Annotated in this window: 17 protein-coding genes; 3 read left to right on the top strand and 14 right to left on the bottom strand. The window is 64.3% G+C overall.

Going from position 1 to position 19,762, the window contains the following annotated elements:
• Nucleotides 1-20: 20 nt before the first annotated feature.
• The 5 genes from JOE60_RS01865 to JOE60_RS01845 form a co-directional block, all read right to left on the bottom strand.
• Nucleotides 21-269 carry a hypothetical protein gene (locus tag JOE60_RS01865; protein WP_167265455.1) on the bottom strand — a complete coding sequence of 83 codons (249 nt, stop codon included), beginning with the start codon at nucleotides 267-269 and terminating at the stop codon, nucleotides 21-23.
• A gap of 167 nt (nucleotides 270-436) precedes the next feature.
• On the bottom strand, nucleotides 437-2,029 hold the full coding sequence (hutH, locus tag JOE60_RS01860) for a histidine ammonia-lyase (RefSeq protein ID WP_167265457.1): 1,593 nt from the start codon (nucleotides 2,027-2,029) through the stop codon (nucleotides 437-439).
• An 8-nt stretch (nucleotides 2,030-2,037) separates the two neighbouring features.
• Nucleotides 2,038-3,777: a urocanate hydratase gene (locus tag JOE60_RS01855; RefSeq protein ID WP_167265459.1), complete on the bottom strand. Its 1,740-nt coding sequence runs from the start codon at nucleotides 3,775-3,777 to the stop codon at nucleotides 2,038-2,040.
• A gap of 162 nt (nucleotides 3,778-3,939) precedes the next feature.
• Nucleotides 3,940-4,746: an IclR family transcriptional regulator gene (locus JOE60_RS01850; RefSeq protein ID WP_167265461.1), complete on the bottom strand. Its 807-nt coding sequence runs from the start codon at nucleotides 4,744-4,746 to the stop codon at nucleotides 3,940-3,942.
• Between the two features lie 152 nt (nucleotides 4,747-4,898).
• Nucleotides 4,899-6,989: an ALF repeat-containing protein gene (locus JOE60_RS01845; protein ID WP_167265463.1), complete on the bottom strand. Its 2,091-nt coding sequence runs from the start codon at nucleotides 6,987-6,989 to the stop codon at nucleotides 4,899-4,901.
• A 270-nt stretch (nucleotides 6,990-7,259) separates the two neighbouring features.
• Here JOE60_RS01845 and JOE60_RS01840 point away from each other — a divergent pair, with 270 nt between their 5' ends.
• On the top strand, nucleotides 7,260-8,720 hold the full coding sequence (locus JOE60_RS01840) for an amino acid permease (RefSeq protein ID WP_167265465.1): 1,461 nt from the start codon (nucleotides 7,260-7,262) through the stop codon (nucleotides 8,718-8,720).
• On the opposite strand, the gene JOE60_RS01835 is transcribed toward JOE60_RS01840, so the two are convergent.
• On the bottom strand, nucleotides 8,717-9,970 hold the full coding sequence (locus JOE60_RS01835; RefSeq protein WP_239528927.1) for an HNH endonuclease: 1,254 nt from the start codon (nucleotides 9,968-9,970) through the stop codon (nucleotides 8,717-8,719). The two genes, JOE60_RS01840 and JOE60_RS01835, sit on opposite strands and share 4 nt — an antisense overlap.
• A gap of 232 nt (nucleotides 9,971-10,202) precedes the next feature.
• Entirely contained in the window at nucleotides 10,203-11,066 is an 864-nt protein-coding gene (locus JOE60_RS01830; RefSeq protein ID WP_167265468.1) for an SDR family oxidoreductase, read from the bottom strand.
• Between the two features lie 105 nt (nucleotides 11,067-11,171).
• Between JOE60_RS01830 and JOE60_RS01825 the strand changes: the two genes are divergently transcribed.
• Nucleotides 11,172-11,549 (top strand): winged helix-turn-helix transcriptional regulator, encoded by a 378-nt coding sequence (locus JOE60_RS01825; protein ID WP_167265470.1) that lies wholly within the window; start codon nucleotides 11,172-11,174, stop codon nucleotides 11,547-11,549.
• Between the two features lie 13 nt (nucleotides 11,550-11,562).
• Here JOE60_RS01825 and JOE60_RS01820 read toward each other — a convergent pair whose 3' ends face one another.
• Together JOE60_RS01820 and JOE60_RS01815 are read right to left on the bottom strand one after the other, a co-directional pair.
• Entirely contained in the window at nucleotides 11,563-12,312 is a 750-nt protein-coding gene (locus JOE60_RS01820; RefSeq protein WP_167265472.1) for a 3-hydroxybutyrate dehydrogenase, read from the bottom strand.
• 4 nt (nucleotides 12,313-12,316) lie between these two features.
• Complete coding sequence (locus JOE60_RS01815) at nucleotides 12,317-13,714, bottom strand: MFS transporter (protein WP_167265474.1); 1,398 nt, start codon at nucleotides 13,712-13,714, stop codon at nucleotides 12,317-12,319.
• Nucleotides 13,715-13,851: 137 nt separating this feature from the next.
• Between JOE60_RS01815 and JOE60_RS01810 the strand changes: the two genes are divergently transcribed.
• Nucleotides 13,852-14,748, top strand: coding sequence for a LysR family transcriptional regulator (locus JOE60_RS01810; protein ID WP_167265476.1), 897 nt, complete (start codon nucleotides 13,852-13,854; stop codon nucleotides 14,746-14,748).
• 28 nt (nucleotides 14,749-14,776) lie between these two features.
• Here the strand turns inward: JOE60_RS01810 and JOE60_RS01805 are convergent, their stop codons facing one another.
• The 5 genes from JOE60_RS01805 to JOE60_RS01785 are packed head-to-tail and all read right to left on the bottom strand — an operon-like array spanning nucleotide 14,777 to nucleotide 19,678.
• On the bottom strand, nucleotides 14,777-15,622 hold the full coding sequence (locus JOE60_RS01805) for an ABC transporter ATP-binding protein (RefSeq protein WP_167265478.1): 846 nt from the start codon (nucleotides 15,620-15,622) through the stop codon (nucleotides 14,777-14,779).
• Nucleotides 15,619-16,725: a FecCD family ABC transporter permease gene (locus tag JOE60_RS01800; RefSeq protein WP_420851369.1), complete on the bottom strand. Its 1,107-nt coding sequence runs from the start codon at nucleotides 16,723-16,725 to the stop codon at nucleotides 15,619-15,621. Before JOE60_RS01800 ends, JOE60_RS01805 begins: the two co-directional genes overlap by 4 nt.
• Complete coding sequence (locus JOE60_RS01795; protein ID WP_167265480.1) at nucleotides 16,722-17,828, bottom strand: Fe(3+)-siderophore ABC transporter permease; 1,107 nt, start codon at nucleotides 17,826-17,828, stop codon at nucleotides 16,722-16,724. Before JOE60_RS01795 ends, JOE60_RS01800 begins: the two co-directional genes overlap by 4 nt.
• Nucleotides 17,829-18,710, bottom strand: a complete 882-nt coding sequence (locus JOE60_RS01790; protein ID WP_167265482.1) for a siderophore-interacting protein — start codon at nucleotides 18,708-18,710, stop codon at nucleotides 17,829-17,831.
• A complete protein-coding gene (locus JOE60_RS01785) occupies nucleotides 18,707-19,678 on the bottom strand; it encodes an ABC transporter substrate-binding protein (protein WP_338112554.1) in 972 nt (323 codons plus the stop codon). The genes JOE60_RS01790 and JOE60_RS01785 overlap by 4 nt, the downstream gene beginning before the upstream one ends.
• Nucleotides 19,679-19,762: the final 84 nt, after the last annotated feature.

The raw sequence follows: 19,762 nt of genomic DNA, 5'->3' as shown, positions 1-19,762 counted from the left end.
TTTCTGTTAAAGCCTGGTGGCTAAGCCCGGCGGAGGGTCACGCCGTCGGACTTCATGAAAAGTTCCTTGCCCTCCTCGGTGACGCCCTGCCCCGAGTGCTCCAGCCACACAACGTTGCCGCTGCTGGAAACTTCCTCGATCCGTCCAGTGGCAATCACATGGGCGTACTTGACCACTTCCACGGCCTCCCCCACTGTCAGCGTCCTCCAGTCGGAAACCGTTGCCGAGTGGGCGCTTCGCCTGGACAGGACTGCTCCGCGTGCCTTCATTGAACTTCTACCCCTTTGTGGATGTTCTTTTTGAGCCCACGACATCTTTGGCGTGGACGTGACGTGCACCATAAGTTCTACTACATTTGGCACGCCCCGGCGCCTGCGTTGCGAACAAACACCGGGGCGTGACACATTTGCCCATCAAGTGAGCGTTTTATTCGACGTCAGGCCAAAATCCCGACCGCGGATTCGGCGGCCGCGCGGACCGCGCCGGAGCCAACCAAACGGTCAGCCGCTTCCAGTTCCGGCGAAAGGAACCTGTCGGTTCCCGGCCCCTGAACTACCTCGCGAAGTACCTCAAGCACGGCTGTACCGGCCGGACCCGGGGTTAGTTCGCCGTCGGACATCTGCGTGCGCATGTCGATGGCGCGGGCGCTGGTGACAAGCTCGACGGCGAGCACGCGGCGGAGGTTCTCCACGGACTTGCGCAGCTTCCGGGCTGCGTGCCAGCCCATGGATACGTGGTCTTCCTGCATGGCGGAGCTTGGGATGGAGTCCACCGACGCCGGAACGGCCAGTCGTTTGTTGTCCGACACCAGGCCGGCCTGCGTGTACTGGGCAATCATCAGGCCGGAATCGACGCCGGGATCCGCAGCGAGGAACGCCGGGAGACCGTGTGAGCGGGCCGGGTCCAGCATGCGGTCCGTGCGGCGCTCCGCGATGGAGCTGAGGTCCGCCACGGCGATGGCCAGGAAGTCCAGGACATAGGCCACGGGGGCGCCGTGGAAGTTGCCGTTGGACGTGACGCGGCCATCCGGGAGGACCACCGGGTTGTCGATCGCTGCGGCGAGTTCGCGGGAAGCCACCAGTGCGGCATGGTCCACGGTGTCGCGGACAGCACCGGCAACCTGCGGTGCGCAACGCAGTGAATAGGCGTCCTGCACCTTGGTGTCGTTGATCCGGTGCGAGGCCACGATGGGCGAGTTGGAGAGCACGCGCAGCATGTTGTCCGCGCTGGCAGCCTGGCCCGGGTGCGGACGAAGGGCTGCGTGGAGCTCGGGCAGGAACACTTGGTCGGTGCCCAACAGGGCCTCAACACTGAGCGCGGCAGTGACGTCCGCCGTCGCCAGCAACATGCGGATGTCGGCAATGGCCATCAGCAACATGCCAAGCATGCCTTCGGTGCCGTTGACGAGGGCAAGGCCCTCCTTCTCGGCGAGGGTGACCGGCTCGATGCCGTGCTGCGCAAGCAGCTCAGCAACCGGCGGCTGGCCGGCGGTTCCGTACAGTTCGCCGTCGGGACCGGTTGCTTCGCCTTCGCCCATGAGGACCAGGGCGCAGTGGGACAGCGGCGCAAGATCGCCGGAGCAGCCCAGCGAACCGAACTCGCGGACCAGCGGCGTGATGCCGGCGTTGAGGACGTCCACCATGGTCTGCAGGACCACCGGACGGACGCCCGTGCGGCCCGATGCCAGGGTCTTGGCGCGGAGGAACATGATGCCGCGGACCACTTCGCGTTCAACAGCCGGGCCCATGCCTGCGGCGTGGCTGCGGATCAGCGATTTCTGCAGCTGGGTGCGGAGGTCGTTGGGGATGTGGCGGTTTGCCAACGCGCCGAAGCCCGTGGAGATGCCATAGGCAGGGATGTCGCTGGTGGCCAGATCGTCAATGTGGGCACGGACCTTGGCCACGTTGTCCAGGGCTTCCTGGGAGATGGTCACCTTGGCGTCGTGGCGTGCGACGGCGACGACGTCTTCCGGGGTGACCCCGCTGGAGCCGAGGGTGACGGTGAGCTGTTCGTTGGACGTAATAGTCATGGTGTTGCCTACTTCTCGTTCATGGGGATGCGGACGCCGCGTTCGTTGGCGACCTCGACGGCGCGGTCATAGCCAGCGTCGACGTGGCGGATGACGCCCATGCCGGGGTCGTTGGTCAGGAGCCGTTCGAGCTTTTCTGCGGCGAGGTCGGTGCCATCAGCCACGGAGACCTGTCCGGCGTGGAGGGACCGGCCAATGCCGACGCCGCCACCGTGGTGGATCGATACCCAGGTGGCACCGGAAGAGGTGTTGATCAGGGCGTTGAGCAACGGCCAGTCAGCAATCGCATCGGAACCGTCAGCCATGGACTCGGTTTCCCGGTACGGGGAAGCCACCGAGCCGGAGTCCAGGTGGTCACGGCCGATTACGATCGGGGCCTTGACCTTGCCCTCCTTCACAAGCTGGTTGAACAGCAGGCCGGCCTTGGCCCGTTCGCCGTATCCGAGCCAGCAAATACGCGCCGGGAGGCCTTCGAACTCCACCCGGTCCGCCGCGGCGTCGAGCCACTTGTGCAGGTGCTTGTTCTCCGGGAACAGTTCCTTGATGGCCTTGTCAGTCACGGCGATGTCTTCCGGATCACCGGACAGTGCCACCCAGCGGAACGGGCCGAGGCCCTCGCAGAACAACGGACGAATGTAGGCCGGAACGAAGCCGGGGAACTCGAACGCGCGCTCGTACCCGCCCTTGCGGGCCTCGTCACGGATGGAGTTGCCGTAGTCGAAGACCTCAGCGCCGGCGTCCTGGAACTCCACCATGGCCTGTACGTGGCGGGCCATGGACGCCTGGGCCTTCTTGGTGAACCCTTCCGGGTCAGCCTCGGCTTCGGTGTGCCATTCGGCCACCGTGATGCCTTCGGGCAGGTAGGACAAAGGATCGTGCGCAGAGGTCTGGTCGGTGACCACATCGAAGGTGATCTCCCCGGCCTTGTGGCGGCGGAGGAGTTCCGGGAACACCTCTGCGGCGTTGCCGACGTAGCCAACAGACCAGCCCCGGCGTTCCTCCTTGGCTTTCTGGACCTTCGCGATCGCGGTATCCAGGTCCGTTTCGACTTCGTCAAGGTAGCGTTTGCCGGCACGGCGACGCAGGCGGGTTTCGTCGACGTCGACAATCAGGCAGGCGCCATCGTTCAGCGTGACGGCCAGCGGCTGCGCGCCGCCCATGCCACCGCAACCACCGGTCAGGGTCAGCGTCCCCGCCAACGGACCTTCGTTTGAGCCTTCAGCGGCAGGCGCCGGGTGGCCGGCGGTGTTCTGCCTGGCGGCAGCGAGCTTGTTTCCGACGGCGGCAAAGGTTTCGTACGTGCCCTGCAGGATGCCCTGGGTCCCGATGTAGATCCACGACCCGGCGGTCATCTGGCCGTACATCATGAGGCCCTCGGCTTCGAGGCGGCGGAACTCGGGCCACGTTGCCCAATCCCCCACCAGGTTGGAGTTGGCCAGCAGCACACGGGGAGCCCATTCGTGGGTGCGGAACACACCCACCGGCTTGCCCGACTGGACCAGGAGGGTCTCGTCCTTCTCCATGGTCTCCAGCGTCCGGGTGATCGCATCGAATGCTGCCCAGGACCGGACTGCGCGGCCGGTTCCGCCATAGACCACAAGATCGTCCGGACGCTCAGCGACCTCAGGATCAAGGTTGTTCATGAGCATCCGCAACGGAGCTTCGGTCTGCCACGACTTGGCAGTGAGTTCAGTCCCCCGGGCGGCCTTGACCGGACGGGCACCAGTTGTGAAATCGGCGGGTGCCATGGTGGCTCCTTCGTCTGTGGGAAGTATTGGGTGGAAAGATCTTCTGCTTCTACTAAAGCCCCTTAATGGCCCCGCAGGAACGGCTTAGGAGAGGGTGCTGTCCGGTATCACAGACAGTTACCGGGGTGCCAAGGGACCCATATTCCGCAGGGTCGCGGCAAGCTACCCTGCGGGTCTTCCGTGGATCCGGACGGACAGTTCGTCCGCCGCTTTCCGGATCCGGGCAGCCAGCGCCGGCCGCTGCTCACTGGAAACTTTGTCCTCCAGGAACGTCACGGCCACTGCCGCCGTCGGCCATCCAACATGGTCCGTCACGGCAACGGCAATGGAACCGAATCCGGGCGTCACTTCGCCGTTTTCCGTGGCGTAGCCGCGCTGGCGTACCTGGTCCAGGTGGGAGGAGAGCGTGGAGTACTTCATGATGGGCGACTCCACCTCATGCCGGGCCGTGAAGGCAGCGGCATTGGGGTACAGCGCCCGGACCTGGGACTTGGGCAGTGCGGCGAGGATGGCCCGGCCGGAGGCGGTGAGGTGGCTGGGGAGGCGCACCCCGACGTCGGTGACCAAGCTGGGGCGGTTTTTTGCCCGTTCCTCCACGATGTACAGGACGTCGCGGCCGTGGAGAACGGCAAGGTGGGCGCTTTCCCCGAGCACGTCCACCAGGGCGGCCAACATGGGACGGCCAAGCCTGGACAACGGTTCCTGTCGGGAGTACGCCGAACTGAGCTCGAAGGCGCTGATCCCCAAACCGTAGCGCTGCTCCTCATGCAGGTGCATCACAAAGCCGTTGGCCTCCATGACCCCCAGCAGGTGGTAGACACTGGAACGCGGCAAGCCGAGCGCCGTGGCAATGTTGGACGCCGCCATGGGGCCTCGGCGGGAGGCCAGCAACTTGAGGATCCTGAGGGTGTTCTCGGCCGCAGGAACCTTGGATGTCGCTTTGCCAGTGGGGGTGCTGATGGTTGCCATGGGTCCTCGCTGCTCGCCTTTCACGGGCCCGGAACGAATCTAGTCCGGGATACCGTACTCAAGCGTGCACCCAAGTGGTGGCAGGCACCAGCCGGTTGACGAACTTGAGTGTCTGAAATACCAGACACTCACGGCGTGGGGGCCGGCGTGTTTCAGCTCTTTGCGGGAGATCCCTTGCGGCGCAAGAGGAACGTGATGGCCCCCGCGGCTGCCAGAACCAAAAGGACGATCAAGCCGATGGTCCAACCATTGACACCGGTGGCAGAGGCGGCCAATGGCGCGGCCGCCTCTTGGGACTCGGAATCAACCGTAGGCGAACCATCCGCCGACGCATCGTTGTCCGCCGATGCCGGAGGCACCGAGATGCTGGGCGCTGGCACGGGAGACTCTGTGGCCGACTCCGGTGCAGGCTCACTGTCCGGAACTTCGACGGCGGGTGCGTACTCGCGCGGCCACGGAACCACGTTGGGGACCTGGCCGTTGCCGTACTCCTGGGAGGCACTGACAGTGCCCGAGCCCTTCGCAGCCTCGGCAGCCCTGGCAGCTTCAGCCTGGCGAGCCTCTTCTGCGGCACGCGCTTCGGCGTCCCGGCGTGCTTGTTCGGCGGCACGGGCTGCCTCCGCAGCAGCGGCAGCTGCCTGGCCGGCGTCGAGCTTGGCCTTATCCGCCAGCCCCGCAAGCTCGGTGAGCATGGCATCAACCGAGGCAATGTGCTCGGTTGTTGCGTTGTCCCGCTCCAGTGCGGCGAACTGGCCTGCCGTGGCGAATACCTGGGCATCTGCGCGGCTGCCGTCCAGTGCAACGTTCGCCGCGGCGCGAAGCTCCAAACCGGCGTCGTCCATGGTCTGGTAGGCCAGAATCCGGTTGTCCAGCTCCTGGGCGTCAGCGTAGCCATATTCCAGGAAGTAGCGGGTATCGGCGTGGCTTACTGACTCAAGAGCAGCCTTAGCGGCCTTTTTGACGTACGGACCGCCTGCAGACAAGGCTTTGTAAGCCGCTTGCCTGTCACCCTCGAAAGCGGAAGGCCTCACGGCGTCCTGCTTGATGGCAGCTGCGTAGCCGCTGCCAATGAAATTCTTCACCGCCGCATCGCCGCTGGCCAAAGCCGTCTCCGCGGCCTTCTTGACCTCCGGAGTCCCCACGAGGGCCAGATCAACCGTAGCGAGGCGGGCTTCCTTGATCAGCGCATCAAGATCCGCTCCGGGCGCGGACACCACAGCGAGCACCCCGGGCACTTCCTTGGCGGCCTTGGAGAATGCTTCCTTGAGCGGCTTCTGGTCAGCCATGCTGTTGTTGTCCGCAACCTGGCGCGGGGCAGCCTGCGCTGTCAGGAACTTCCAGTCGGCCAGCAGCCGCTTCTCATCGGCGTCCCGGGCGGTAACGGCTGCACCGCGGGCAGTCACGACGGCAGCTTGCGCACGGTCTGCGACGGCGGCCGAACCCAGGGGGTTGTCTTTGATGTCTGCCTTGACCTGCTGCAGCAGGCCAGAGACCGTGGAGAACTCGGTGTAGTGACCAGCTGCGACGAACTGGCCATAGCGCAGGTAATCGGAAACCTTCGCCGCGTCGGAGTCGGGGTCGGACGTGGCAAGGACAGTCTTCGCTCCTGCTGAAACGGCAGGGTTCGGAGAGGCAATCAGCGCGTACGCGGCCTGCCGGTCCGACACCCTGGCCTCGGTCATCCAGCCAGAGAGGACAAACTCTTCGATTGCTTCGGGGCCCGCGTCAATGCTGGCGGAAGCGGCCCGGCGGATAGGACCATCCAAGTTGAGGAACTGAGTAGCAGTGATGCGCAGGTCAAGGTCCCAGGTCCGCCACCATCCCTGAGCCAGGAAGTCGTTGATGATGACGGGATCGTTGCGGTCCAGGATGCGCTGCGCAGAAGCCCTGACTTCCACGCTTCCCCTCGTCGTCAGGTCGGTAACCAACTGCTTGCGGTCCGCCGCCAGCGGAGCGTCCTGCCCGGCGTCGACGAACGCCTGAACCGCGTCCGGGCCTCCGGCCAGGGCCACAGCGGCGGCGGCGCGTGTTGCGGGGCCCGCCGTCTTCCACAACCGGACCACGCCAGCGGCGTCAACGACCCGGGAAACATAGGGAACCGGGGCCTGCGCCGCGGTGGGGACCTCGAAGTCCGGGATGTCATAGGCCTGGGCGGGCGCAGCGAAAAGCAGCGAAGCGCCGGCAACGGCGGTCACCAGGGCGGCGGCCAGAAAGCGGCGGGCGCGGTGGATGGCAGAGTTCAAGAGAGTCCCCCAAATAAGGATGCGGCGGCAGCGCAGGATTCAAGGGGGCGACGCGTGATGCGAGGGATGCCTGACCGTGTGATGTGCTGTCCGCGGCCATCATATCCGACTGGGGACTATGACTTTTACCAGTTTTCGCGCCTCGCAGGGCAGCCCGGTTCCGCGAGTGTCTGCGATCAAAGACACCAAAGCCGCGTGAGTCCCATCACAAGCTCCTTGAAAGTGATCTGCTGGATAGCGATCCCCTCCCAAAGACGAGAAGGTTTTACTATGCAACAAACCAAGCTGGCTGCGGAGAGTTCTGTCCTCCAAGCCGCAGGTACGGCGCTCAGCCGAGGCCTCAACGTCCGTCACATCCGCTTCATGGCGCTTGGATCCGCGATCGGCACCGGCCTCTTCTACGGCTCAGCCTCCGCCATACAAAAGGCCGGACCGGCGGTGCTCCTGGCCTACATCATTGGCGGTGCGGCCGTCTTCATGGTGATGCGGGCGCTGGGTGAGATGGCCGTCCGGCACCCTGTTTCCGGGTCCTTCGGCCAGTACGCCAGCCGCTATCTGGGTCCGTTCGCCGGATTTGTGACCGGCTGGACCTACGTGTTCGAGATGGCGATCGTGGCTATTGCCGACGTCACCGCGTTCAGTATCTATATGGGGTTCTGGTTCCCCCAGGTGGACCGCTGGATCTGGGTGCTGGCCATCATCCTGTTCCTGGGCGCCATGAACCTGCTCAGCGTCAAGGTGTTCGGTGAGCTGGAGTTCTGGTTCTCCCTGATCAAGGTGGTGGCCATCATCGCCATGATCGTAGGCGGCGCGGCCATTGTGATCTTTGGTTTTCAAACGGGCGACGGCGGCGCTGTGGCACCGGGTTTGGGGAACCTGGTGAATCACGGCGGCTTCTTCCCCAACGGCTTCGAGGGCCTGCTGGCCGCGTTCGCCGTGGTGATGTTTGCATTCGGGGGGATCGAGACCATCGGCATCACCGCGGGCGAGGCCCGGGATCCCAAAAAGGTCATTCCGCAGGCCGTCAACACCGTTCCCGTGCGGGTTCTCCTTTTCTACGTGCTGACCCTGGGCGTGCTGATGAGCATCTTCCCCTGGAACGAGGTAGGCAGCAGCGGCAGTCCGTTTGTGCAGATTTTCGACGGCCTGGGGATCCCTGCCGCACCGCACATCCTCAACGCCGTGGTCATCACGGCCGCGCTTTCTGCGATCAACAGCGACATCTTCGGGGCCGGACGCATCCTCTTCGGGCTGGCCCAGCAGGGCCACGCACCCAAGAGCTTCAGCAAGATCTCCCGCCACGGCGTTCCGTGGATGACCGTGGTGATGATGGGCGGCATCCTGCTGGTGGGCGTCGTGCTGAACGCGGTCATTCCGGAGGACGTGTTCGTGCTCATCGCATCCATCGCCACCTTTGCCACCGTGTGGGTTTGGGTGATGATCCTGGCTTCGCACGTTGCCATGAAGCGGGAGATCAAGCGCAAGGGCCTGCCGGCGTCGGAATTCGGTTCGCCGCTCTGGCCTTTTGCGTCCATCCTGACCATGGCGTTCATGGCCATGGTGATCGTGATCCTGGGCGTCTTCGAGGACACCCGCGTGGCTCTGTACGTGGGCGGAACCTGGCTGGTGCTGCTGCTGGTGGCCTACAAGCTGTGGGTCCGCGGAGGCGGATTGCGACGGGCCGAACTGGTGGACGAAACGGCCGCCCTGCCGGTGGTGAAGGCACGTTAGTTTGTGAGGCGTGCGGGCTTGTGTCCCGGCAACGGTGGTGCTTTGGATTGGTAGCTATGCCCGGTGGGAGTGCGGACCTGAAGTGTATGCACGTCACCGGGCATGCTGGCCGCGGCCCAACCCGGATTTTCCTTGGTGTGGTTGCAGGCTTCGCACAGCCCCATCCCGTTGGGGAGACGTGTGCTGCCTCCTGAATGCCAGGGAATGACATGGTCGATGTGCCGGATGGGCGCGTCACAGTAGGGGGTACGGCATGTGTTGTCCCGGATGTGGATGAAGCTCCGCAACCGTTGCGGAAAGAATCGTGCTTTTGAGTCCATGGTCAGGAGCTCGCCACTGCCGGGAGCGGTGTATAGGCGGCGGAGCATCACTGCAAATTCGCTGCGGTCCGGGTCGTTGACCAAGAGCGCCCTTGCCCATTCCGCGGGGACGATTCCGTAACCATCAAGACGGGCAGGCTCGGTGTCGCCCTGGAAGAGCGTGCGGTCCGTGATGACGAGGTTGAGGTTGATACCTGCGACACCACCCGGAGTGCCCGTAACGCGTTCGGTCAGGGTGTCTGCCATGACTTGGCCTCGGGTCCGCTCATCCCCACTGGAGCGGACGGAATCAGCCGTCCGGGTCAGCGCGGCATAAACGGCCACCCCTTGGGCGACCGGGAGCAGTGCGGTGAGGTACGTCATGGTGTCCGGAGCAGGACGCAGACTGACTGTCCGTTCCGTGGCGGCATGGCTTGCTCTTTGCGCCACTGACCTCGGGTCACGGCGATACGCGGCGGCTCTTGCAGCGGAGATGATGGCCTTATCTCCGGCCCCGTCGAATGTCCCGGTGTCAGGGGCCAGTTCCTCGTCCACCGCGGCCCGGTCTTCAACGGACAGGCAGGCTGTTTCCTTCACCAGCAACGTAGCCCGCCACTCGTTCAACTGGCCCGACTCCAGCGCTGCCAGGGTCCGCGGCATCTCCATGACCAGCGCCTTGGCGAGCCCCAAGAGTCTTGATCCCTTGTGGGGCGACTCGCGTCGCGCCATCGCCACCTGAGCAGCAACGCCCATCCCGCGCTCAGCCGCAGGAATCCCGGCATGGGCCTGCTCCGCCCGCTGCGCCAGGTCAAATGCCACTGCAGCACGGGCATGCCGGGCGGAAATTGCAGACTTCAATTCCTCAAGATCGCGTATTTCATCGATAAGCCCCGGGCTATCGGAAGCGATCGCAAGCGACTCGAGGGCAAGGACGAGGCCCCGAACGCCCATGCCGACTGTGGGCACTTCAGGAGCAACCGCTGGAGCAGCCAGGACGCGGGCAGGAAGCGGCGGCCAAGCCACTGTTGCCCGCTGCGATCGCTGAATTCCGTCCATAAAGACACTCTTCCAGCGGCCTTGTCCGAACGTCAGACCCAAAGTTATCTATGTGGAAAACCCAAGTGACAGTTGGTTCCAATGCTCTCGCCGAGCATTGGAATCAACCACCAATCTGCGGGTTGTTCTAGAGGGAGGAAGTTGCCGACCGTACGGCCTCGGACAGCGGAGTCGTCGGGCGCCCGATCAACTTCTGGAGATCACCGCTGGTGACCAGCAGATCGCCACGGGCGATTCCCAGATCGGAGTCTGCAAGGATTTCGGCGAAGGCGCCCGGCACACCGACGCCCTCCAGCATCTGCTGGTAATCGGAGGCGGGAAGATCGTTGTAGGTCACCTCGCGGCCGGCAGCATCGGAAATCTCAGAGGCCAGCTGGCCCATGGTGAACGCGTGGTCTCCGCCAAGTTCGTAGACCTTTCCGGCCTGGTCATCTGCCACCAGCACCGCGGCCGCAGCGTGCGCATAGTCAACACGCGCAGCTGCGCTGACCTTGCCCTCGCCGGCACTTCCTGCGATGGCACCCTGGGCAAGGGTGCCCGGCAGCTGCTCGGTGTAGTTCTCCAGGTACCAGCCGTTGCGCAGCAGGACGAACGGGATACCGGATTCCTTGAGGAGCTCCTCCGTTGCCTGGTGCTCAGCGGCCAGCTTCATGCCCGTGGTGTCAGCGTTGGCAATGCTGGTGTAGGCCAGCAGCTCCACGCCCTCCGCCTTGGCGGCCTCAATAACCGTGCGGTGCTGCTCCACGCGCTGGCCCACTGCGCTGCTGGAGATCAGCAGCACCTTGGTAGCGCCCTTCAGCGCCGCGGCGACTGATGCCGGGTTTTCGTAGTCCATCTCTTGGACCGTGACGCCGCGTTCGGCAAAGTCAGCCAGCTTCTCCACCGAACGTCCGGTGGCCACGATGTCCCCCGCGGGAACGTTACGCTCCAGAAGGGCCTCGACAACATGGCGGCCAAGCTGTCCGGTTGCTCCAGTGATAACGATGCTCATGGGTGGTTCCTTTCAACGGAAATTTTGCTCTGTCATGGTGGACAACGAGCCGCACTTCCCGAAACTTCCCAAAAGTTAGTACGCACTTTGAGGTAAGGTACTGACATGAAAGTAAGTGACCTCCCAGCGAGGTTGCCGGCAACCATCGCCGACGGCGTGTTCCCGGCTGGTTGTCCCAGCCGGACGGTGCTGGACCACATCACCAGCAAATGGGGTGTGCTGATCCTGCTGTCACTCTCCGAAGGCGATCAGCGCTGGAGCGAATTGCGCCGCCGGGCCGAGGGCATCAGCGAGAAAATGCTCGCCCAAACCCTGAAGACACTGGAGCGGGACGGACTGGTCCGCCGTGACGCCCAACCAGTCATCCCGCCCCGCGTGGATTACAGCCTCACCGAACGCGGCCGCGAGCTCAGCACGCTGCTCATTCCCCTGGTGACGTGGGCCTTCGATAACGCCGACCAGATCATCAACGGCCAGAACTAACCCGGGCGGCCCCTTACCTGGCCGACCAACCGCCGTCCATGGTGTAGCTCGCGCCGGTGACCATACCGGCGTCGTCGGAGGCCATCCAGGCGGCCAACGACGCCACCTCCGCTGGTTCCACCAACCGCTTCACGGCGGATTCGGTAAGCATCACCTTGGCCAGGACTTCGGCCTCGGGGATCCCGTGCAACCGGGCCTGGTCTGCGATCTGGCGTTCCACCAACGGCGTCCGGACATAGCCCGGGTTGATGCAGTTGGAGGTGACGCCGTGTTCGCCACCCTCCAAGGCCGTAACCTTGCTGAGCCCCTCCAGCCCATGTTTGGCGGAGACGTAGGCGCTCTTATAGGCCGAAGCCCTGAGTCCATGGACGGAAGAGATGTTAATGATCCGCCCGAACCCATTGGCGTACATGTGCGGCAGGGCTGCCCTGATGAGGAGGAACGGCGCTTCCAACATCAGGGACAGGATCCGCCGGAACTCCGCGGGTTCGAACTCCTCGATCGGCGCAACTTTCTGGATGCCTGCGTTGTTGACCAGGATGTCGCAGTCCAGGCTCAACGCGCTGAGGGCGTCCGTGTCCAGCAGATCCACCGCCCAGGCCGTGCCGCCCAACTCGTCGGCCAGCGTTGCAGCTCCGGAGGCATCGACGTCGGCCACTACCACCTTCGCCCCGCGGGCGGCGAGCGCCCGGGCACAGGCGGCCCCGATCCCGCTGGCCCCTCCGGTCACCAGTGCTTTGCGTCCGTTCAAGGAGTTGTCCATCAGATCAGCCTTTCGTGCCTTGGTGTGTTCCCGCGGTGGCCAGTCCGTGGCGCTCGGCGTCAGCCTGGTCCACGGCCTCCAGCGCGATGCCCTTGGTTTCCTTGAGCGTAAGGACGGCGACGGCGGTAATCGCGCAGGCGACCACCAAATAGATCGCGGTGGGGAGCCAGGAGCCGGTGTCCTTGAGCCACTGGGTTGCCAGGAGCGGAGCCAGGGAGCCAGCGAAGATCGAGGTGACCTGCGAGCCGAGCGAAACACCGGAGTAGCGCATGCGGGTGGGGAAAAGCTCGGACATGATGGCTGGCTGCCCTGCATACATGAACGCGTGGAGGCAGAGGCCGATGGTCACGGCGAGGACGATGATCACGGCATTCTTGGTGTCGAACATGGGGAAGGCAAAGAACGGCCAAGTGGCGCCGGTGATGGCACCGATCAGGTACACGGGCTTTCGTCCCCATGCGTCCACCAAGCGCCCGATTTGCGGGATCACCAGGAAGTGGATGACGTGGGCGATCAGCAGCGCAAGCAGGAGCGATGACGTGTCGTACTTGTGGACACTCTTGAGGTAAACAATCGCGAAGCTGACCACCAGGTAATACATGATGTTCTCAGCGAATCGGAGACCCATGGCCTGCAGGATGCCCTTCGGGTACTTGCGGATGACCTCGCCCACGCCATAGCTGACGGCTTTGGACTCCTCCACTTGGGCTTTGGCTTCCAGGAAGATGGGGGCCTCGGTGACGTGCGTCCGGATGTAGTAGCCAACAAAAACGATCACTGCGGAGAGCCAGAAGGCCACGCGCCAGCCCCAGCCGAGGAACGCTTCGCTGCTCAGCGTGGTGGACATGACGAAGAGGACCAGCGTGGCCAGGAGGTTGCCCACCGGCACTGCCGCCTGCGGCCAGGAGGACCAGAAACCACGGGACTTGTTGGGACTGTGCTCAGCCACGAGCAGTACTGCGCCGCCCCATTCGCCGCCAAGGGCGAAACCTTGAATGAAGCGGAGGGCCACCAGCATGGCCGGTGCCCAGTAGCCGATGTCCATGAAGCCGGGGAGGCAGCCCATCAGGAACGTGGAGACGCCAACGATCACGATTGTCAGCTGCAACGTGGGTTTGCGGCCCAGCTTGTCGCCGATCTGGCCGAAGACGATCCCGCCCAGCGGCCGGGCAACGAAACCTACCGCGTAGGTGATGAATGCCTGGATGATGCCGTCCAGTTCGTTTCCGGTACTGGGGAAGAAGTACTTTCCGAAAACCAAGGTCGCGGCGGTGGCGTAGAGGAAGAACTCATACCACTCCACCACCGTGCCCACCATGGAGGCTGCGACGATCTTCTTCAGGCCGGAGCCCTTGCCGGCGTCTTTACCGGCTCTTGATGCGGAGCGCTGCTCTACGCTCATATCCATCTCCTCAGTGTCCTCTTTGACCCTTGTGAACGTGATGTGATCCACAACACGACATGCTCCACTGAGTATTGCCGCAGATTCACCGCGCCTCAATGACCAAAGTGGCACTGAGTATGTGCAAAATTGCAGATATGAAACCGAATCCGGACGACCTCCTCATCCTGCTGGCCGTCTCGCGTTCAGGAAAATTTACGACGGCGGCACAGGCCTTGGGACTGAACCACACCACCGTTTCGCGCAGGATAGCGGCGCTGGAGAAGGCACTCGGCGGCAGGGTCCTCGCGCGTGCGGCCGGTGGCTGGGAGGTGACGGAGTTGGGCGCCGACGCCGTGCAGGTCGCCGAGCGGATCGAGGCAGCGGTGGGTGCGCTGGGACCCAGCGACCGCGCACCCGACCCCATCACCGGCGTCGTGCGCATGACCGCAACCGACGGTTTCAGCGCTTACATCGCAGCACCGGCCGTAGCCCGTCTGCGAAGCGAGCATCCCGGGCTCAGTGTGGAGATCGTGACGGTGACCCGGCGGGCCCTGCAACAGCGCTCCGGCCTGGACATTGAAGTGGTGGTGGGCGCGCCGCAGGTGCATCGCGCCGAGGCCATCCGGCTGGGTGAGTACCGGCTGGGGATGTATGCCTCGCGCGCCTACCTGAAGGACCACGGCACGCCCTCCAGCGTCGAGGAACTCACGCAGCACCAACTGGTCTACTTTGTGGATTCCATGCTGCAAGTGGACGACCTGGACGCGCCCCGCCGGCTGGTCCCCACCATGCGGGACGGACTCAGCTCAACCAACGTGTTTGTCCATGTTGAAGCCACGCGGGCCGGGGCCGGGGTAGGTTTCCTGCCGTGCTTCATGGCCGATCGGCACCCTGATTTGGTGCGTCTCCTGCCGTCCGACTTCGCCGAACTCCTCCCCTACTGGATGGTCCTCCGCCCGGACTCCATGCGCCGCCCCGCGGTAGCCGCCGTCGTGCATGCCTTGCGGGAGGAAACGGAGCAGCGGCGGGAAGAGTTGCTGGGCGCGAACTAGCGCGCCGGGTTCAAGAGCGGGATGCGGTTCAGAGCGGGATCACCAGCGGCGTGTGGCTCACGGGGTCATCGATCACGAGGCACGGCAGGCCGAATACGTGCTCCACCAGCTCTGCAGTGACCACATCGGCTGGCCGGCCCTCCGCAACCACTGCCCCGTCCTTCATGGCAATGAGGTGCGTGGCATAGCGGCAGGCGTGGTTCAGATCGTGGAGCACGGCCACCAGGGTATTGCCTTCGCGATTGAGACGCCGGAACAATTCCAGGAGCTCGATCTGGTGCGCGATATCCAGGAACGTGGTGGGCTCGTCCAACAGGAGCAGCGGGGTTTGCTGCGCCAGCACCATGGCCACCCACACACGTTGCCGCTGCCCACCGGAGAGCTCGTCCACCAATCGGCCGGACAATCCGTCAACATTCGTGGCTTCCAAGGCCTGAACCACGGCGGCCTCATCTGCCTCGGACCATTGGCGCAACAGCTTCTGGTGTGGGTACCGCCCACGGGCAACGAGGTCCGCCACGGTAATTCCATCGGGCGCTATGGACGTCTGCGGAAGCAAGCCAAGCGTGCGGGCAACTTCCTTGGCACCGTAGGACGAGATGCTCTTGCCATCCAACAGCACAGACCCCGAGGTGGGCTCCAGCAGCCGGGACAGCGCACGCAAAAGCGTCGACTTACCGCAGGCATTCGGGCCCACGATCACCGTGAACTCGCCATCGGGAATGCGCACGTGCAGCGCCTGGGACACCGTGCGGCCCGCGTAGCCGAGACTCACGTTTTCGGCGCTGAGGCGCGCGGCCGCCGTCAGCGGTCCAACAGAAGCAGGGACATCCAGCACATCAGTCACAGCAATCTCCTTCAATTCTTCACTCATTGCCGCTTCACCTCACGGGCAAGAAGCCACACGAGGTAGCAGCCACCGATGCTGACGGTCACTACGCCCACGGGCAGCTGGATGGGGGCGAAAAGGTTCTGCGCCACGATGTCGCTGGCCACCAGCAGGAACGCGCCCATGGCAGCGGACGGAACCATTCCCACCGACGCGGAGCGGGTCAGGCGGCGCGCCAGTTGCGGGGCGGCCAAAGAAACGAAGGCGATGGGACCAGCCGCGGCGGTGACCATCGCGGTCAAAGCCACGCCCACCACTGCGAGGACCAGCCGCGAGCCTTCCAGCCGAACGCCCAAGGCCCGGGCGGCGTCGTCGCCCATCTCCAAAAGCCCCAACCGCCTGCCGTACAAAGACAGCACGGCCAACAGCACCACAAAGACGATCACCACCGGCAGCACCTGCTCCCAGCCGATCTTGTTCAGGGAACCGGCACCCCAGACGGCAGCAGACATGGCCTGCTCCAAGGACGCCTTGAGGATCATGAACGTGTTCACCGACGCCAACATGGCGCTCACGGCGATGCCGGCGATGATGAGCCGGAAACCCTGGATGCCCTTCTTGTAAGCGAACAGGTAAACCAGCGCGGCAGTCACCAGCCCACCCACCAGCGCACCCGCAGACACAGCAAAGTAGCCCCCACCCATCAGCAGGATGACCACCAGCGCACCCGTGTAGGCACCGGTGTTGAAGCCGATCACGTCCGGGCTTCCCAGCGCGTTCCGGGTCAGGGACTGGAAGATTGCCCCGCTGACCCCTATGGCCGCCCCCAATAACAGGGCCAGGAGGACGCGGGGCAATCTCCACTCCACCACCACCATGTGCACGGCGCCGCTGGAGTTTCCCAGCAGCGCAGACACAACGTCCGGTACCGCAACGCTGAACTCGCCCAGGCCAAGGGCGACGACGGCGAGCGCCAGGGCGGCGGTGACGAGGACGGCGGTGACAACCAGGGTGCGGACGTCGACGCGAAGTGAGACGCGACCACCAAAACGGCGGACAGCGAAAGTCCGCCGGCCGAAGTCGATGGCGGGCGCAGGGTGAACGGCTGGCGCAGGATCAATGGCTGGCGCCTGTTCAACAGAAGTCACAGGGCGCTCACTTTCCGGCGGCGAATGAGCCAGATGAGGACGGGCGCGCCCACGAAGGCAGTGACGATGCCCACCTGCATCTCGCCGGGGCGGAGAACCAGGCGTCCCAGGATGTCGGACACCAAAAGCAGTACTGGCGATAGCACCAGGGTGTAGGCCAGAATCCAGCGTTGGTCCGGGCCAACAATCCATCGGGCAACGTGCGGGACCATGAGGCCCACGAATCCGATGGGGCCTGCGGCTGCGGTCGCGGCGCCGCAGAGCAGGGTCACTGACACGATGGTCCAGACGCGGGTGCTCACAATGTTGGCCCCGAGTGACTTGGCGGTGTCGTCGCCCATGGCCACGGCGTTCAAGGGCCGGGCCATGGCAAGGGCGATGAACGTTCCAACAAGGATGAACGGGGCCACGGTGGTGAAGATCTCCCAGGTGCGGTTGCTCAGCGTTCCGGCACTCCAACTGCGCATGCTGTCAAAAACGCCTGGGCGCAGGAGCGTGATGCCGGATGAAATACCGCCCAGCACTGCCCCGAGGGCAACCCCGGCGAGGGTGAGGCGGAGCGGGGTGGCCCCGCCCCTCCCCCGTGAGCCGATGAAATACACCGCCACGGTGGCCACTACCGCTCCAAAGAAGGAGAACCAGATGTACTCCTGGATGCTGGTGACTCCGAAGAGCGCCACTCCCAGGACAACAAAGAAGCCTGCACCGGCGTTGACGCCCAGGATGCCGGGGTCCGCCAACGGGTTGCGCGTCAAGGCCTGGATCAACGCTCCTGACAGTCCCAGGGCAATGCCAACCACCACGCCGGTGACGGTTCGGGGCAGGCGGAGGTCGTGGATGATCACGTGCTCCGGGGAGCCGTCGTACGCCGTGATGGCGGGCCAGAGGTTGGCCAGGTCCACGTCCTTGGAGCCAACCACAAGGCTCAGCCACAAGACCAGTGCCAACGCGCCAATGGCTGCGAGCAATCCCAGCAGCCGGTACCGGTTGACGGACACCAAGCCTGCGGGGCGCACGTCCTGGGCAGAAACCGGCGCCACGTCCAGCGTGTCCGCCGCCGAAGCTGCGGCAACAGGACGCGGCGCCATGGTTTCGGCCGCCATTTAGAGGCCCAGCAATTCGAACTTGGCGTCCTGCAGGTCCACGATCTCCTCGCGATCCCGCGACTCGTTGGACCAGAGGTCGTCGAACCAGCGGCGGGTTTCGGCGTCGAGGTTCTCCCACCGTTCTTCCCAGGCCTCACTCTTGTCCGTCCAGTAGCCGATCAGCTTGTAGGACTCGGGAGGGAGCTTAAGGTCGTGCCGGAGGTGCTTGCGGATCCCGCGCAGCACCTTGGTCTCGCCTGCTACCCAGATATAGCCAATACCGCCCGGCAGCTCCATGGAGCGCAGCACTTCGCCCAGGCGGGACTGGCTGTGGCCGTTCCCGCCGTAAATCCAAGCGACCTCGGTACCGGCGCCCAGCGTCAGTTCCTGGTGGTGCGATGGATCCTCAACTTCGATCAGGACCCGGGTCCGGACACCCGGCGGCGTCTGCTCCACCAGGCGCGCCACTGCCGGGAGGCCGGTGGCGTCGGCCAGCAGGATCTGCCACTGCTGCCCGGCCGGCGGCTCATACAGTCCAGTGGGTGAGTTAAGCCCGACGACGTCACCCACGTGGGCGCGCTGCGCCCAGGAAGCTGCCAGTCCGCCGTCGTGAACTACGAAGTCAATGTCCACGGTCCCGGCCGCGGCGTCCACACCGCGGACCGTGTAGGTCCGCATGGCGGACGGCTCGACGCCCTCGGACCAGTCCCAGGAGTCACCGGTGGAGATGGGCAGCCGAGCCTCACGCGTGCCAGGATCGGGCAGGAAGACACGGAGGTATTCATCGCCGACACCCGTGGTATCAAAGCCGGCCAAGCCGGGACCGCCGAAGGTAATCCGGACCATTCCGGGCGTGAGCAGACGGGTGGCGGTGACCTCAGCCCGGTAGATGCTCATCATGACAGGAGCGCCTTTTCGAACTTCTCCAAGAGGGCGTACTGGCCGCTGGGCGAGCCGTAGATCATCTCAAGGTCGTACGTGTGGATCTGCTTGTTGGCCACAGCGGGCAGTGAGGTCCACAACTTGTTGTTGGCCAGCGGAGCGAAGGCATCCGGGTTGGCGCCATCCTTCTCGGGGACCTCAGTGGTGATGATGGCGTCGATGCCGTTGAGCTGTTCGAGCTGCTCGGCACTGAGTTTGACCCCTTCGCCGTCGGCCAGCGGGGACACCTTCAATCCGAGGTCCCTGATGACCAAGCACGGCGTTCCGTAGCAGTTGACCGAAACCTGGTCCTCGTAGTAATCCACGGGGCCGATCACCATGTTGCTCTTCCCGGCCTGGGCCAGGCGCTTCTTCACGTCATCAACCTTGGCCTGGTACTTGTCCATCCAGGCCTGGTACTGCCCGGTCTTGCCGAAGGCCTCGGCAACGGTCTTGAACTTGGTGCGCCAATCGCTGCCATCGAAGCCGTTGAACGTGTAGGTGGGGGCGATGTCGGAGAGCTTGCCGTCAAGTTCCTTCTCATAGCCCAGACCGTTCAGGATGACGTCCGGCTGTGCTTTGAGGATGGCCTCGAAGTTGAATTCCGGGTAGTTGGTGAACGGAGTGATGCCCTTGAGGGCGTCTTGGTTGAAGAAGTAGGGGAAGCCCGAGTAGCCGCTGTCCCGGATGGGCTGCTGGCTGGCGAGCGGGATGCCGAGCGTGATCAGCATGTCCAGGTCCGTGGTGTACATGCCCAGGGCCTTCTTCGGTTCCGCAGGGATGTTCACCTCTTTGACTTCGCTGGTGACCGTGCGGGTCGCCGATGTGGTGCTTGCGCTGGCATCTGTGCTGGCGCTAGCCCCTGTGCTGGCGCAGCCGCTCAAAAGCAGAGCTGCGGATGCCAAGGCCGCAACGGCGGCAGACATGGTTTTAGTGCGTGAAATCACTACGGTCCTCTTGATTTTCAGGGGAGACGGAGAGCTCCCATGGCAGCCGCAAGATAGCTCAGCAGGCCGCCGAAGTTAGGTATA

This window comes from Paenarthrobacter ilicis (assembly GCF_016907545.1).
Taxonomy (GTDB): domain Bacteria; phylum Actinomycetota; class Actinomycetes; order Actinomycetales; family Micrococcaceae; genus Arthrobacter; species Arthrobacter ilicis.
This window is presented reverse-complemented; position numbering and strand designations above follow the sequence as displayed.